At 41.5% G+C, this 13,797-nt stretch carries 15 protein-coding genes; all 15 read right to left on the reverse strand.

Going from position 1 to position 13,797, the window contains the following annotated elements:
* Positions 1 to 6: 6 nt before the first annotated feature.
* The 15 genes from MgSA37_RS23425 to MgSA37_RS23495 all read right to left on the reverse strand — a co-directional run bounded on the left by MgSA37_RS23425 (position 7) and on the right by MgSA37_RS23495 (position 13,792).
* On the reverse strand, positions 7 to 909 hold the full coding sequence (locus MgSA37_RS23425; RefSeq protein ID WP_096355563.1) for a hypothetical protein: 903 nt from the start codon (positions 907 to 909) through the stop codon (positions 7 to 9).
* A gap of 1 nt (position 910) precedes the next feature.
* Complete coding sequence (locus MgSA37_RS23430; protein ID WP_096355565.1) at positions 911 to 1,882, reverse strand: hypothetical protein; 972 nt, start codon at positions 1,880 to 1,882, stop codon at positions 911 to 913.
* On the reverse strand, positions 1,866 to 2,696 hold the full coding sequence (locus tag MgSA37_RS23435) for an acyltransferase family protein (protein WP_157750786.1): 831 nt from the start codon (positions 2,694 to 2,696) through the stop codon (positions 1,866 to 1,868). The genes MgSA37_RS23430 and MgSA37_RS23435 overlap by 17 nt, the downstream gene beginning before the upstream one ends.
* Before the next feature lie 70 nt (positions 2,697 to 2,766).
* Positions 2,767 to 2,949, reverse strand: coding sequence for a hypothetical protein (locus MgSA37_RS23440; protein WP_096355568.1), 183 nt, complete (start codon positions 2,947 to 2,949; stop codon positions 2,767 to 2,769).
* Complete coding sequence (locus tag MgSA37_RS23445) at positions 2,942 to 4,087, reverse strand: glycosyltransferase family 61 protein (RefSeq protein ID WP_096355570.1); 1,146 nt, start codon at positions 4,085 to 4,087, stop codon at positions 2,942 to 2,944. The genes MgSA37_RS23440 and MgSA37_RS23445 overlap by 8 nt, the downstream gene beginning before the upstream one ends.
* Complete coding sequence (locus tag MgSA37_RS23450; RefSeq protein ID WP_096355572.1) at positions 4,078 to 5,103, reverse strand: glycosyltransferase family 2 protein; 1,026 nt, start codon at positions 5,101 to 5,103, stop codon at positions 4,078 to 4,080. The genes MgSA37_RS23445 and MgSA37_RS23450 overlap by 10 nt, the downstream gene beginning before the upstream one ends.
* Complete coding sequence (locus MgSA37_RS23455) at positions 5,087 to 5,956, reverse strand: FkbM family methyltransferase (RefSeq protein WP_096355574.1); 870 nt, start codon at positions 5,954 to 5,956, stop codon at positions 5,087 to 5,089. Before MgSA37_RS23455 ends, MgSA37_RS23450 begins: the two co-directional genes overlap by 17 nt.
* Positions 5,953 to 6,966 carry a glycosyltransferase family 10 domain-containing protein gene (locus MgSA37_RS23460; RefSeq protein ID WP_096355576.1) on the reverse strand — a complete coding sequence of 338 codons (1,014 nt, stop codon included), beginning with the start codon at positions 6,964 to 6,966 and terminating at the stop codon, positions 5,953 to 5,955. Before MgSA37_RS23460 ends, MgSA37_RS23455 begins: the two co-directional genes overlap by 4 nt.
* A gap of 23 nt (positions 6,967 to 6,989) precedes the next feature.
* Positions 6,990 to 7,820 carry an FkbM family methyltransferase gene (locus MgSA37_RS23465; RefSeq protein WP_096355578.1) on the reverse strand — a complete coding sequence of 277 codons (831 nt, stop codon included), beginning with the start codon at positions 7,818 to 7,820 and terminating at the stop codon, positions 6,990 to 6,992.
* A 15-nt stretch (positions 7,821 to 7,835) separates the two neighbouring features.
* Positions 7,836 to 8,729: a glycosyltransferase gene (locus tag MgSA37_RS23470; protein WP_157750701.1), complete on the reverse strand. Its 894-nt coding sequence runs from the start codon at positions 8,727 to 8,729 to the stop codon at positions 7,836 to 7,838.
* 1 nt (position 8,730) lies between these two features.
* The gene (locus MgSA37_RS23475; protein WP_096355582.1) at positions 8,731 to 10,245 is read right to left on the reverse strand and encodes a hypothetical protein; all 1,515 of its coding nucleotides are present in this window, start codon (positions 10,243 to 10,245) and stop codon (positions 8,731 to 8,733) included.
* Between the two features lie 13 nt (positions 10,246 to 10,258).
* Positions 10,259 to 11,107, reverse strand: coding sequence for a hypothetical protein (locus MgSA37_RS23480; RefSeq protein ID WP_096355584.1), 849 nt, complete (start codon positions 11,105 to 11,107; stop codon positions 10,259 to 10,261).
* Between the two features lie 3 nt (positions 11,108 to 11,110).
* Complete coding sequence (locus MgSA37_RS23485; RefSeq protein WP_096355586.1) at positions 11,111 to 11,956, reverse strand: alpha-1,2-fucosyltransferase; 846 nt, start codon at positions 11,954 to 11,956, stop codon at positions 11,111 to 11,113.
* Positions 11,953 to 12,888: a glycosyltransferase family 2 protein gene (locus MgSA37_RS23490; protein ID WP_096355588.1), complete on the reverse strand. Its 936-nt coding sequence runs from the start codon at positions 12,886 to 12,888 to the stop codon at positions 11,953 to 11,955. Before MgSA37_RS23490 ends, MgSA37_RS23485 begins: the two co-directional genes overlap by 4 nt.
* A complete protein-coding gene (locus tag MgSA37_RS23495; protein ID WP_096355590.1) occupies positions 12,881 to 13,792 on the reverse strand; it encodes an exostosin domain-containing protein in 912 nt (303 codons plus the stop codon). The genes MgSA37_RS23490 and MgSA37_RS23495 overlap by 8 nt, the downstream gene beginning before the upstream one ends.
* Positions 13,793 to 13,797 lie beyond the last annotated feature (5 nt).

Here is a 13,797-nt window from a genome sequence, read left to right on the forward strand (position 1 = left end):
GATACTTTAAAGCAATGCTTTTAATTTTAAATCCGGAAACCTGTCAAACTGGTGAACAACGGGAATAACGTGCCCTTTTTTATCAGTAAGTTCATGATCGCTGTTTACGGCGATTGAGTTGGATTCGCCAAGCGTAGCAACTTCCCCCTCGTTATTTTCCAATAAATTTGAACCCGGAAAATAATTATTATGCACCAGGTAATTATGTACCCCCTGGTCGAACCCACCGAGACCAGTTAGACCCGCGGTTATTTTTGCCTGCATTTTTATCATTGCCTCCAGATAATTGATGATTTGATTTACGCTGCCAATCGTGGTACCTGAACAAATGCTCACTTTATCGGCTATCTGTGCAAGCGCTTTCTTTCCAAAAGCATGCCTTAACCAATACGAAGTATAAAAACTGTTTGCAATGGAATGCGCTTCCGAATAAAAATTCAGGAAGCTATTATTGCGGATCCCTGCAAAAGGGTCCGCCTGGAATAAGACGTCCCTTACATCTGTTATCAAAACCAGGTCATATTTATCCTGGTTGGCCAACAGATACTCATAGTAATAACAATACCTTGAGCCGGAGACCAAATGAAAGGTTTTTACATATTTGCTTAAGGTGTTTAAATTATCTTTCCCGGGGCTTAACAATGCGTACAACGCTTTATGAAACAGGTAATGCACCTTCCAAAGCCTTGACGCAGCGTACTTTTTTGAAAATGAAAGTACCGATTTTTTAATATAGATCAGGATAACATCCTGGTTTAACAAAAGCTGCTTGGTTTCAGCATCAATATCATCACTTACCAGGATAACCACATCGCCTTTAAAATCAATGGCTTTTAGCGATGTGAAAAAGTATTGCATAGCTGCGTATTTATACCCCGTTGCCGTCCCGATAATTAAATTTTTTTTCATATTACAAGCGCTCCGAAGGTTTAATCCGCCTGGTGCCAAAAATGAGTTTATAAACAGGTCTTAACAAGTTTTTCGCCGTTTCCTTTATGCGTTCCGGTAATTCAATATTAATAGCAGCTGATATTTTGCGCCAGGCAGTTAACTCATTGGTGCTTGCTGCCTGTAACAGGCAAATGTCTTTTTTATATTGATAGTTCAGCGAATGATGCCCCAGAAAATGAATGATCAAAGGATGTACTTTTTCAAAAGGGTACCAATCCTGGTGCAAAGGGCTTGGTTTTGGCGGGTTATACAAGCTTGTTTTGCCCTTAAATACATCTGTTGAGTATTTACCGGGGCACGAGAGCGGGTCACTCATTATCGTTCCGTCATCAGCTATAGGTTTCCCGTCATTCAGCGCCATAGCCAATGCGATGATCACTTCATCATTCGGGCGTTCGCGCAAGCGCACAAAACCTATTTCGTCATATTGCGTTTCCAGCTCACGGGCCAGCCCGTAAACTTTTGCAGCTTTGCCGCTATTTTCCAGGTAATAGATCCCGCCGTTAAATTTAGGCAGCTGTTTAACCTTGAATTTTTTGCAGATCGCCGCCACATCGCCAAACCATTCCCCTGTTGAAATGTACCCACCAACTACCGAAACCGAATGCCCTTCAAATTTTTTAAAAACGCTTTCTATGTTGCCATAAATCAAACAATCACTATCTATAAAAAGCGTTTGACCCGCCGGCGCCAGCTTATCAAGATGCAGTTTTGGTGAAAAACCTTCGCCAAGCGCCCCCGGTTCAATGGGTATAATTTTCACAAAATGCTTCACATCTGGTGCAAGCAACTGTGGTTGATCCGTTGCCAGGTAAAAATTAATGCCGATCTCCGCGTTCCAAAGCCAAAATGAACGTGCAAGGTTAACCGCCATATCAACATACAGCTTTTTGCCGGTGGCAATAGTTAATACGTTACGCGGCTTGTTCAACGGGCTTTTTGCGGGATATAAAGGGTTTTTCGATAAATTGAAAGCTATACCAGGTAATAACAGGGATAATAAATATCCCCGCAATCAGTCCCGGAAATTGCAGCGATGCAGGCAAATATTTATGCGCTGCAAAGTTTTTTAAATAGATCAGCGGCTCATGCAACAGGTAAAGCGAATAACTTGAAAGCCCTATCGCCGCCGCTATTTTTATCACCCATGTATCTTTATGCTGTCTCAACCAATCTTCCTTTGATATGATAAACATCATCGGCGCTGACCAGAGCAGGATAGAAATCTGGTCGGAAACTATAAAAAAGCTGTTCGGGAAGTATTTTAACCCTGCAAATACCACCAAAACAACAAAGTAAAATACCATGTACACGGGTTGCTTTAAATCGCCTTGGCTTAACATTTTTTTATCTGACAGGAACGCACCGCAGCACCAGGCAAACCATAAATTAAACACACAAAACCGTTCCGCAATATTAATGCTGCCATTGATTTGAAAATAAGCGATGCTGATGCAGGAAACAATTAAACTAAACAGCAGCGCATAATTTAAATTGTATTTAAACCGCACGTAATAAAATAAGGGGTAAATGGCGTAAAAGGCCAGCTCAATGCTTATCGTCCATAAAACTACGTTGATGCTGTTAAAATACGGAACTGTAAATCCCTGTAAAGAAAACAGGTGAACCACAAAATCCACCATACTCGGTTTGTAGGTGCCGGAGGCAATATAATTTATCCCCAGCGCAAAAAGCAGAGCAAAGAGATAGGGGGGTAGATCCGTAAAAACCGGCGGAGATAATATTCTTTTAAAGGCAGGGCTATGTTTGCTTTAATGTATTTGATGTTGGACGCATGGATGCAATAGCCGCTTATTAAAAAAATAGTGGCACGGCATAAAAAGCCCCCAATGCATCCATATAAGCGATGAGGTGAACACCCGAATATTTCGCCAAAAGTGCGCCAACATGCATATGGTAGGTAAAAACTCCCAGAGCGGCAAGTGCCCGTAACAAGTCGATGGCGATAATATTTTGCATCGTTTTTTTCTCAGCCATTTACCTGTTTAATCGTTTTTAAAAGTAGTTCTTCGGGCACAACAATGTCGCCCCATGCTGCCCCGGCGGGTTTATCGCCCACTATATACCAATAGTTTAATTTAAGGGCGGAGGATAAGGTGTAAAAACAATCCGTCCGGAAGTAATCGGGCGAAAAGATTTCAATTACAACGGTATGATTCCGGCTGAAAACCAAGTTGCTTAAAGCCGCGCCGTGTACCCCGATCACTATTTTGGATTGCTGCATCAAATCAACCTGTTGATCAATGCCCAATTGGTCAGGTTCAATAATTTCGAAACCTTCTTTTTTTAATGCTTCTATAACCGCCTCCTCGTTGAGCACTTTCCGCTCCACACCTGCTCCGCGTTTAAAGTACATTTTTTTTGAGGGCACTCCTGCTGTACCCGGTGTGGTAAGCTTATCCCGCAGGTAATCAATGGCCCATTGCGGCGACCGCCCCTCGCTGCCGGTCAACGAAGCGACATACAAATGATCAAAGTGCAGCTTTTCATTTTCGTTGATCAGCAATATTTTTTCTTTCGGGATGCCAAAATGCGGCAAAACATCAAGAAATTTCTGCGGCACTTTCGAGGAGATGCAGAAATGATCTACCTGATTCAAAACCGATTCATAAATCTTTATCCGCGGCAAAACATCATTCAGCCAGTGATAATAATTATGGCTCTCGGGCGAAACCAGCACCGCGCCATTGCCGTTTATCCTTTGCGCCTTGCCGGTGAATGTATAAAATGGGTTTTTCTGAAGAAACTTTTTTAAGGTTGAGATCCCAAAATGGTGGCTGAACTCCTGGAACACTTGGTGATCGGCTGTCAACACCAGCCCTTTATGGCCGAGCAAATAGATATGCTGCAGGTAAAATAGCGAGGCTTTTTCTGTAGGATAATTCCGGTTAATATAAAAGGCTTTTTCATTAGGCTTGCCCAGCGTTTTTGGTTCATCGTGCTGAAAAAAGCCTGCTTCGCAAATGGTTTTAACCCATGGCCCGCGCTGTGCAAAATAGATGCCTTTCCGCTCTTTTTGCTTTTCAATCCAATCCGCGCATGAAGTGATGATCCGCTTTGGCAGAACAAATGGAAATTGCCTTGCCCAGAATACCAAGTTTGCTTTCAGGCCCATGATGCTTTAAAACGTTGCTGCCAGTAGGCCATAAAGCGCACCGGTTTCCATCCCAAAATGTTGGCTAAGGCATGCCCTGCCGGTCCCCCCATATATTTTTCGCCTTTATAGCCCAGGGCGGTTGCCTTTTGGATGCAATAACCCGATAATTCCTTAAAGCGGGGATAAGCCGCCACGCCCGTCCACCAAAAATGGCGGGCAAAAATACGGTCAAGTACCGGCTCGCTTGTACGCGCCTTTAAGTACCCGTATTTCAGGTTGAGAGATTCGACAATATTTTCAAACGCTTCGGCATTTTTTTGCCCGGACAAGGAAGTGGCTAATTTAAATTTCCGGTAATAATTAATGCCCTTCTTACTGAATTTAATTCCCCCGGAAGCTAATACTACCCTGCAAAAAAACTCGCCGTCATCATCAGGGCACCTGAACTCGTTCCAGGGCCCGGCTTTTTCAATTACCGCGCGCGGCGTTAACCAGGCATTGGGTTGGATCATCCCGCCATAGCCCGGCATTTCATCTTCGCCCGCGTACAATTTTAATAAAAAGTCAACGGGGTTGTTGTTATCGGCACAAAACCAATCATCGGTAACCTCGCCTTTAAAAGGATCGTCCCCGTCAAAAAAATGAACCGTGCGGCACAAGGCCACCTGGTTGACTGAGTCATTTAAAACATTCAGCTGGCTTTCAATTTTATCAGGACTTAACAAATCGTCGGCATCTAAAAACTGAATGTATTCGCCTTTCGCCGCTTTTAACCCCGCATTGCGGGCCGCTGATGCTCCGCTGTTTTTTTGGCTGATGACGATTATCTTTTTCCCATCGGCATATTTTTGCGCAATGCTTAGCGATGAATCCGATGAACCGTCGTCAACTATAATGATCTCCGTATTTTGCCAGGTCTGCTTCATAGCAGAATCGAGGCATGCCGCTAAATGTTTTTCGGCGTTATAAACAGGGATGATGATAGAAACCAGCAGGTCGTTCATTTTTTTACCGCTATCAAGCTGAAAAAACATCTTTAATGCAATCACTTACGTCCCCATTTACAGCAAGGATATTTTGCTGCACAAATATCTCATTTGCAGTGTTGTACGGACCAAGCTTATCAATTCCGGTTTGAACGATCCGGTAAAATTCAAACCCGGTTAGCAACATATAGAAATCCCTTAAGAAAACCCGGGAATACACATTGTGCGAATTAAATTCAAATTGAATAAACCTGATCTTCCCGTTTCTCAGCATGTTCCCGGCTCCTTTTAAAACAGACAATTCATGGCCCTCGACATCTATTTTTAAAAAATCAATATTTGTAATGCTATTTGAAATACAAAAGCTGTCAATTGTATCCATCTGGAATTCTATCGGGGAAATTTCATTGTCATTTTTAAAAATCTCCGGAAAAACATCCTTGTATACAGAAGCAATTTCAGTATCAGAATTGTCAATCGTATTAAATAATGTTCCTGTCCCTTTCGTATCGCTAAAGCCAATATTATATAAATTTACGCCGGCGTTTATCGTGTTATTTTGCAATTTTTCAAATGTGCCTTTTACCGGTTCAAAAGAATAAATCGACGCATTTGGAAAATAATTTCTTAACTCCAATGTATAATTGCCAATGTTGGCACCGATATCAAAAAAAACCGGTTGGGCGTTATCTTTACACAAACAAGGCAGCGTATCTATTAAAAATGTACGCTCACCACTCGCACCTTCTTTTAAACTACCTGAACCGCCAATTTGAATAAGCGCATGCTCATGTAAGTTTATATTAACGGCTTTTGCGCTAAAAACCAACAATTGTTCTAAGTTTCTTTTTCCGATGACCTTCGAGACCGCCCGAACAAAGCCTGATAAAATTGTTTTCATTTCACTGTATTAAAAATTTCCATCCACCTTTTTTTTGTCGAAAAACGTTCAGGAAGCGTATCATTATTCAGCCAGGGTTGTTTTAAATATTCAAGGTATAATTCGGGCTGCCGGTCAATGGCAATAATTTGTTCAATTACCGGGCTAAAATCCATTCCTGCAAATTGCGCCTTAGTTTTAAAACCCCTGGCCCACGATTTTATTTTTCTTTTGATGCGGTAGCGTGGACTGTTCAAAAAGGTTGGCCTGATATCATCAAAATCCATATGGCCTATTTTACCCAATGTCTCCGTAAGTGTTTTGTTGCCGGCGTTAAGGTAATCGCCGGCATTTATAAAACTTTTGGTATTAAATATTTCGCTTACAAACGGATCGCCAAAATAAATGGGGATGCTTTGGGCGAGCATGGCGTCGTATAATTTTTCGGTTTGATAGCCGGCGTAAATGTCATTTTCAAATGCAATGGTGAATTTATAGGGCGATAAAAATTTTCTTTTCACCTCCCATTTATCCCCCGAATAAAGCATATCGATGCCCGGCATATTGTTCATCGACCGGCCCGGGGCATCCACTCTTTTATATTTTGATAGCTGGCTAAAAAAAGCTTCCCGGTAGGAGACCTTGTGCGAATATAAGAAATTGCAAAATTTTGTTTTTGATGCCGCTACCTTTTCCGCATCGTAATCCGTCCCCTTTATTAAATCGTGCGGGCTAAACCCGTGCCACTGGATCCGCTTGTAGTTGGGCTGCTGCACATCCTCTTCGCGCGGGATGCCGAATGCCCATTCGCAAACAGATAGATCGGGTTTTATATTCTCGCAAAAATAGCCGATCCGGGTGTAATTGCCTTTTGCCGGAATATCATTCCCATAAGGACCGAAAACGATAAAATCAGGATCGGTGCTGTCGACAAAATCATACTCATCCAGCAGTTCTGCCAATATTTCATTCACCGACCATTTATAATCAAGCCCGTTTTGAAATTTTATTTTAATTGATTTTTTATTCAATTTGTGTCGAAAACCCGGATTATTTAATCATTCCTCCTAAACCACAAATTGGCCTCAGGATAATCATCGCCCAACCTAAATTTATCACCCAAAACATTATAGGCTTCGTATCCCTGGTCAATAATATAATTGTATACCTCTTCTTTTTTATAGCCGGTTCTTTCAGTCAGATCTGAGAATTCCATTATTATATTTTTAGGCTTTACCAGGTTTTGGCCGAAAAAGCCTTTAAAAACGTTCATCTCAAACCCCTCTACATCAATTTTCATCAAATCAATCGAGGGTAAATTGTAATGCTTTACTATTTCGGAAAGCGTACCCAGCCTGATTAGATAAGATAAATCGTCATTTGAGTTGTCCACCACCTGGAAAGTGCCCGAGTTGGCCGGAGAGGGGTTGACAAGGTATCCGAACGAATCTTTATCCGATAGCCCGATATTGACCGGAATGATATTTTTTGCCTTGTTTAAATAAATATTGGACAATAATTTTTGAAAACTCAGGAAATAAGGCTCAATAGCGTAGATTTTTAAATTTTCAATAAAACTTAGATGAATGGAATGAAAACCAATATTGGCGCCAATATCTATACAAACTCCTCCATTTTTTAACAGATCATCGCATAGGCTCAGGGTTAAAGGCTCATAACTTCCCGAAAAAATAATTTCGTGGCACATATACTCCCTTGTTGAAAGCTGTAATAACTTACCGTTTGAACCTTTTACCCTCACCGCGTTTTTAAACACGAAATCGTTTAATAAATTTATGATCCTGAGCTTAAAGGGATGCCCCGGTATTTTTCTAATGTAAAATAAAAACAGCTTGTCCTTTAGCCGGCTTCCTGTATATATCATCAATCGTCTTTTAATTTATTTACTATCAAAGAATTCAAAAACATTATGGTCATTTATTTCCGAAATATAATGGTAATAATAGCTGTAAATTGAATTCATACCGGCCGCGTCAACAGATGGGATCTGTGCGTTCGCATTGGCCGCCCGTTTTAAACGCTTGCCAATGAAGATCTTAATTTTCGACCAGGCACTTATCCCGGCACGGTCGCCCGCATATTCATAAAAAGCACAGGCCCTTTCACCCTGTTCATTAACCAGCCTGTTATTTTTTAATGAGGTAACCGTATTTACATGGCCAACCGACAGTGCATTGTAACCTGTGTAATAACTAATCCGGGCTCTTAAATGACTAATCCTTAATGAATATTCCCAATCCATCATCACAAAGGCGGTATTGTATAAACCTATGTAAGCCAATGAGCTCTTTCTTGTTAACAAATGTACGTCGCCAAAGGTAAATGATGGGGTAAGCCCGTTTTTCCACTTTTCAAATTGTGATAACCTGCTGTGTTTATGTATTGTTTTATAGCTGGTTAAAGAGCTGCTCAGATCGTTGGAAATGACAATGTCAACAGCCGGGTTCAGCAGCATATAATTTTTACATTCCCTGATCGCTTTATAACAAAAAACATCGTCATCAATAATTTTCTTGATGAACATACCATTGGCCATCAAAATGGCCTTGTTCCATCCATGGGCCTGGTTAATGTCTGGCTCAGTGATAAATTGATGGATCTTGCCATCATTGTATAATTCCTGAAGATACTCCTTCGCACCGTCTGTACTGTTACCGTCTACCACCACTATTTCTTCATCCGGTTGCAATGCCGCTAACAATTTAGCCAGGGTGATCTGTAGGAAAGGCAACCGGTTACGTGTTGCAATGATGTAGGAGATGGAAAACTTCATTTTAAATGGCACCGTGGTTGGTTGAAAATTCAGGCGAAGGATCGCCAGCGTATACTTCGCCAATAAAACCCTCGCCCGGCGTAAACGGAATGATGAGAGCATCTTCATCCGGGAACCGCGGGAAACTATCGTGCACCATCACGCTGTTTTTAAACCGGGGATAAATAACCTTCTCTAAAAAAACCTGGTCGACCCCGTAGTTATTGGTCAACAGGTGTTTCCGGGTTTCTTTTTTTATGCTGATGGTGCTTTTTTTAATTCCCCACATGCCTGCCATTACCAGGGCATTGTGATGGATATGATCACGAATGATATGAAAATCTTTATCGGAAGCCAGCCATTGTTCAATCATTATTTTTTCGCGGAGGGTAGGCATCGAATCCAGGTCGCGGATGATAACCGCCTCTGCTCCTTCTTCAATCGCCAGAAACCGCCACGTGGTGTATCTTGCATCTACGCCGGCATTTTCCATAATCACAACTTCGCAACCGTTACCGGTTAGCAGCTTGATATAATTAGCGTCAATATCCTTTGCCACGTACACCCTGCATTTCCAACCCGGCAATAATTCGTTATACGTTTTTATTACTTTTTCCATATTCGCAGTATACACGGCATCGTTGCCAAAAAGAGAGAAGGCAATGATGTTTTTTGCCGGGCCTGTGCTATTCTTTTTCGCTGCAATAGCGTACAAATCCTTATCAAAATAATTTTGCTTCAATAGTTTCAGGCGGTCGATTAATGCTTTCGCGGGTTTTTTTTGAAGATATAAGAAATATTTTTTTCCTTCCGATCCAAGACCAACGTAATCAACAATGTTCTTCAATTCGTTCAGATGATGCTCCATCGGCCTCAAACAATGCACATCAATATACTTATTAAAAAATAGCCCGAACTTTGAATATTTCCAATGCGACCGGTCGATGCGGTTTTTGGCCATCGGGTTCCAGCCCCGTTGTAAAAACACTGTTCTACTTAATAAAGCTGATTTGTGCAATTGTTCGGCAAAAAACAATTCGTCAGTATCCCATTTCTTGCCTAATGCATGAAGATCCTTTATAAACCTTTCAACTGTGGCCTCATCTGTATCTTTCAGTCCTATAATCTCCTGGAAATATTTACCCTTTGCGGCGATGTAGCACATCGGGTACCTTAATTCCGTTGTATAGGCATCCGAAGAAAAAATCAAAACAGCATCGTTACTATATTGCGCTATATTTTTTGTGAAATAATCTTTACTCAAAGGGATCATATCAATGTCACCGATCACGGATACCTCATCAGGAAACAGGCAGGGAATAATAAAGCGGATGACCTGCGAAATAAACCCTGATGAGATGCCCTCAATTTGCGGGACCTTTATGATGGTACCGCTTGGATGATTGAGGTTGAGGTTACCAACAACAGCTACCGTGGGTTCGATACCCATATTGCGCCATGCTTTAGCCACCAGCGGCCAAAAATCGTAATAGAATGGATTATTATCTGTCGAAACTATTGCCCTGTTAATTTTCAAAACGCTTTGTTCATTAAAATTTGTCGCGGTTAAAAAAACGCCTGAACACGCTTTTATTTGATTCAGGAATTTTATTGGCAGCCCCGGTAATGGATGCTTTCCAAAAGGCAAAATCAATTAATTGCAGGTTTTCCTTTTTTTGCTGCGCGATACCAATCAACTCCTTTAACTTATCCTGATCCTGTAAATCCTCCACCTTGTCTAAAATAACCACGGGGAGTTTTTTGTAAAGTTCGTTATATACAGGGTAATTGCCTATTTTAATCGTAACGGCTACCCTTTTGCAATAAAGCACCTCATATAACCGGTGCGTATCAATACCATTTCCTGCCGGGCAGATCGTAGCTTCATGATCCAAAACCTTTTTTATTAACCCCGGATAATTTAATGATGGCTCATCCCAGTTGATGAATGGCGTATTGATACAAATTTCTTTCACCGGTTTGCGGTATGCCGTGTTAGTTTGTGTATTAAAATTGGCGTACAAAAACTGTGAAGGGCGACTGTTCTCATTGCTATTAAACACTTCGTTTAACAGATTTATTTTTTCCACCGCATGCGGCCATGCAACACCATGCCCCTTTCTTTTATTAACACTTGTATTTTCCAGACCGATGGGGATGGAAATCAATCTTTCGTGGTACGTTAAATTATTCTGGCAATACCAAAAGCGGATATTATCCGGCATGAGTGAAGTTAAATTGCTCGCGATCCCTTCGTCCCCGTTTCCGGAGATCAGGATAACCTCGTTTTTAAACTTCGCAATTTTTTTAAATTCATCTTTCAGGTAATCGGTTTTGCAGAATATGATATCCCTCCCGTTATGCAGATCGCCAAATTTATTTAGTTGCAGCAGCTCCAATGGTTATTTAAATTTTATCCATCCCTCCGGGATCACATTTACCGGAAGTTCTTTCCCTTCATTTTTTCCGAGCCAATACGCCGGCGCAATTACTTTGGGATGTTTGGGATTAAGGTATGCCCCCCACCAGCTGAATGAACTGGCTGACAGGATACAAACATCGGCATGGGTTAAAAACTGGAAATCAATGATCTCGGCATTCTCCGACAGGTATTTATTTTCGATATGGCCAAACTCCCGGTTGATAAATTCAAAATCATCGCTAATGAAAATATAATAGTTTTCATCGGTGTGGATGCTATCAATCGCCCTTTTATAATAATCCGAACTCAGCGCCAGGCCGAGGCCCGCATAATCGCCACGCCGGATATGCACGGTTACATATTTTTTTGAGGCGGGAAGCGTTTTTAAAATATTTTCGAATTGCTCACAGTAGTTTCTTTTTATCGAAAACAAATTGATGATCTCCTTTTTGTGATCAATGAAATAATCTTCGGATTGAAAAAAGCCGGTGTATAGTACCTTGTCATTAATGCTTTTTAGCTGTTCGCCTGGTGAAAGTTCATTTTCAAAAATGAGTTCATGCAATCCACAAATTCCCTTTAGCAATTTGTAAAACGCCACCTTTAAATGATGGTTGAAAATGTTTTTGTACCCGCTGATAGTGAAAACATATTGATCCAAAACAGATAAGCGGGCTGGTTTTATGTCGAAGTAGGCCAGCACCATAAAATTGATCACGCTTTTATCGATATAAAACCTTGTTTTTAGGTTTTTTGAAACACTATAGATAAAGGCATATTGAAAAAGCTGGTTACCCAAACGACCCTCTAATCTAACTGCTATCATTTTGTCAGCTTAAGCACTCTTTTAATTTTGTTGACTGCCCTCGACAAAAAAGAGGGCTTGGGGTAAATGGCCGCATTTATTTTTTTATTTAGGTTGACGTAAAATTGTTTTTTTGATCCTTCGGAAACCAATTTAAGCGGTCGGTTTTTAAGCTGGTAAAACCAAATGTATTTACCCTTGCCAAGCATATAGTTTAAAAACTGCTCGTCTATCCTGTCAAAAAATGGCAAAAGGGCATAGGCCGCTTTTACCGAAACCGACCAGAGGTTAGCCTCCGCATCGCGCATCCAGTATGAATTGGCATAATCAAGCCGGTGATAGTAAAAAGTATCTTTTAGCACCACCATTTTAGCCCCGGTTATTGCCTGGCGCAGGCCAAATGTCCAGGTATCAAGCGCACCGGTGCCTTCGGCATAGCCTTTGGCATTAAGCCAGCTTTGCCTCGTAAAAAGGTAGTTGCCATGCTGACCGGGCGTATTTTTCCCAACCAGGTAATCGTCAGGGTTAAAATCACCGGCGGGCAATGTCCAGATATAAACCGGGTTAAATTTGTCATCTGCAAACGAATGCTGAAACTGGAATGAAGCAACATCAGCATTATGCTCCATTAAATATTTTTTTAAAGGGGGAATACTCGACGGGGCCAATACATTATCTGAATCAAGGCAAAACAGGAGTTCATTCTTTGCGTTTTCCACTGCTGTGTTCCGGGCGGCTGCACCACCTTTATTCCGCAAATGTTCAATAACGGTTATAACGGGATATTTTTGTCGCAGCTTTTTTAAAACCTCGGTTGTATTGTCAGTTGAGCAATCATTTACAATAATGAGCTCATCACCGTCGGTAAAGTTGGTTGCCATAATTGAATCAACAGACTCCGCTATGGTGAGCGAACAATTATAGGCAGGTATGAAAAATGAAATATCAGGCATTGCTTTTGCTCCCCATTTCTTCGAGCTCCTTAATCACATACTTGCACCATTTTTGATAGTACAATTCGTTTTTCCAATATCGGTAAGCTTTTTTCCCTTTTTTTATGGCGTCTTTTTTATCTAAATTTTTAAGCAGTTTTTCCAGATCATCCACTGTCGCCGCATAATAGCTGAATTCATCCCAAGGGATGAATTTTTTAAACGGGCGTACATCAACATCGCCGACCAGGCAGGGCGCAGTGCCTAACTGCATGGCCTCAAAAAAGCGAAAGGAACTGCAACTTGTACCTCTCGGGCATAATGCCACGTACGATGCCATGGTATTCAGGTTGAAATTCTTGGCCCAAAGCCATCTTTTATAAAACCGCGTGGGCAAACCGCCCTGTATCAATACCCCGGGGTTGGTTTTAAACCGCTGCTCCATCTCAACCCGTATGGGGTGCGTGGTAAATGATCCGTTGAATGAGGCTAAATATCTCTTTTTAGGATTAATCGGCGGTTTGCGGTGCGTGCTGCACAAAATAGGAATGTCAATACCTTCATTGATGGTACGCGCCGCCGTAAACAAAGTCATTTTACCGCCATTGATCAATATCCCCCCATCAAACTGGGTAATGGTGAATGTCCTGGAGTCGTCAATCACTATTTTATCAACGCCTGCCTGTAATTCTTCCAAACCTTCCCCGTGCTCCGCAAATCCGTGATTAATATGCCAGCGGGTCCAGTAAACGGGTAAATAGTGCCAGTCGGCTTCTGTGGGATTATTGGTAACCAGATTCTTTTGCTTTTTAAGCCAGATATGAAAGTCCTGCTCAATACCGTAATCCTTGTTGTGCCCCGGATATTGAAATGACTGCGTTTTGGGTTGAAATACAGACGGTGGGTCCAGAATAAAAATCTTCATATAGT

Origin of the sequence: Mucilaginibacter gotjawali (assembly GCF_002355435.1) — a bacterium.
GTDB classification, from domain to species: domain Bacteria; phylum Bacteroidota; class Bacteroidia; order Sphingobacteriales; family Sphingobacteriaceae; genus Mucilaginibacter; species Mucilaginibacter gotjawali.

Bases quoted from the DNA above. Each gene is read 5' to 3' on its own strand.
- MgSA37_RS23470 (WP_157750701.1), bottom strand. From the start codon at position 8,729: ATGAAGTTTTCCATCTCCTACATCATTGCAACACGTAACCGGTTGCCT.
- MgSA37_RS23465 (WP_096355578.1), bottom strand. From the start codon at position 7,820: ATGATATATACAGGAAGCCGGCTAAAGGACAAGCTGTTTTTATTTTAC.
- MgSA37_RS23485 (WP_096355586.1), bottom strand. From the start codon at position 11,956: ATGATAGCAGTTAGATTAGAGGGTCGTTTGGGTAACCAGCTTTTTCAA.
- MgSA37_RS23455 (WP_096355574.1), bottom strand. From the start codon at position 5,956: ATGAAAACAATTTTATCAGGCTTTGTTCGGGCGGTCTCGAAGGTCATC.
- MgSA37_RS23445 (WP_096355570.1), bottom strand. From the start codon at position 4,087: ATGGGCCTGAAAGCAAACTTGGTATTCTGGGCAAGGCAATTTCCATTT.
- MgSA37_RS23450 (WP_096355572.1), bottom strand. From the start codon at position 5,103: ATGTTTTTTCAGCTTGATAGCGGTAAAAAAATGAACGACCTGCTGGTT.
- MgSA37_RS23495 (WP_096355590.1), bottom strand. From the start codon at position 13,792: ATGAAGATTTTTATTCTGGACCCACCGTCTGTATTTCAACCCAAAACG.
- MgSA37_RS23490 (WP_096355588.1), bottom strand. From the start codon at position 12,888: ATGCCTGATATTTCATTTTTCATACCTGCCTATAATTGTTCGCTCACC.
- MgSA37_RS23425 (WP_096355563.1), bottom strand. From the start codon at position 909: ATGAAAAAAAATTTAATTATCGGGACGGCAACGGGGTATAAATACGCA.
- MgSA37_RS23440 (WP_096355568.1), bottom strand. From the start codon at position 2,949: ATGGCTGAGAAAAAAACGATGCAAAATATTATCGCCATCGACTTGTTA.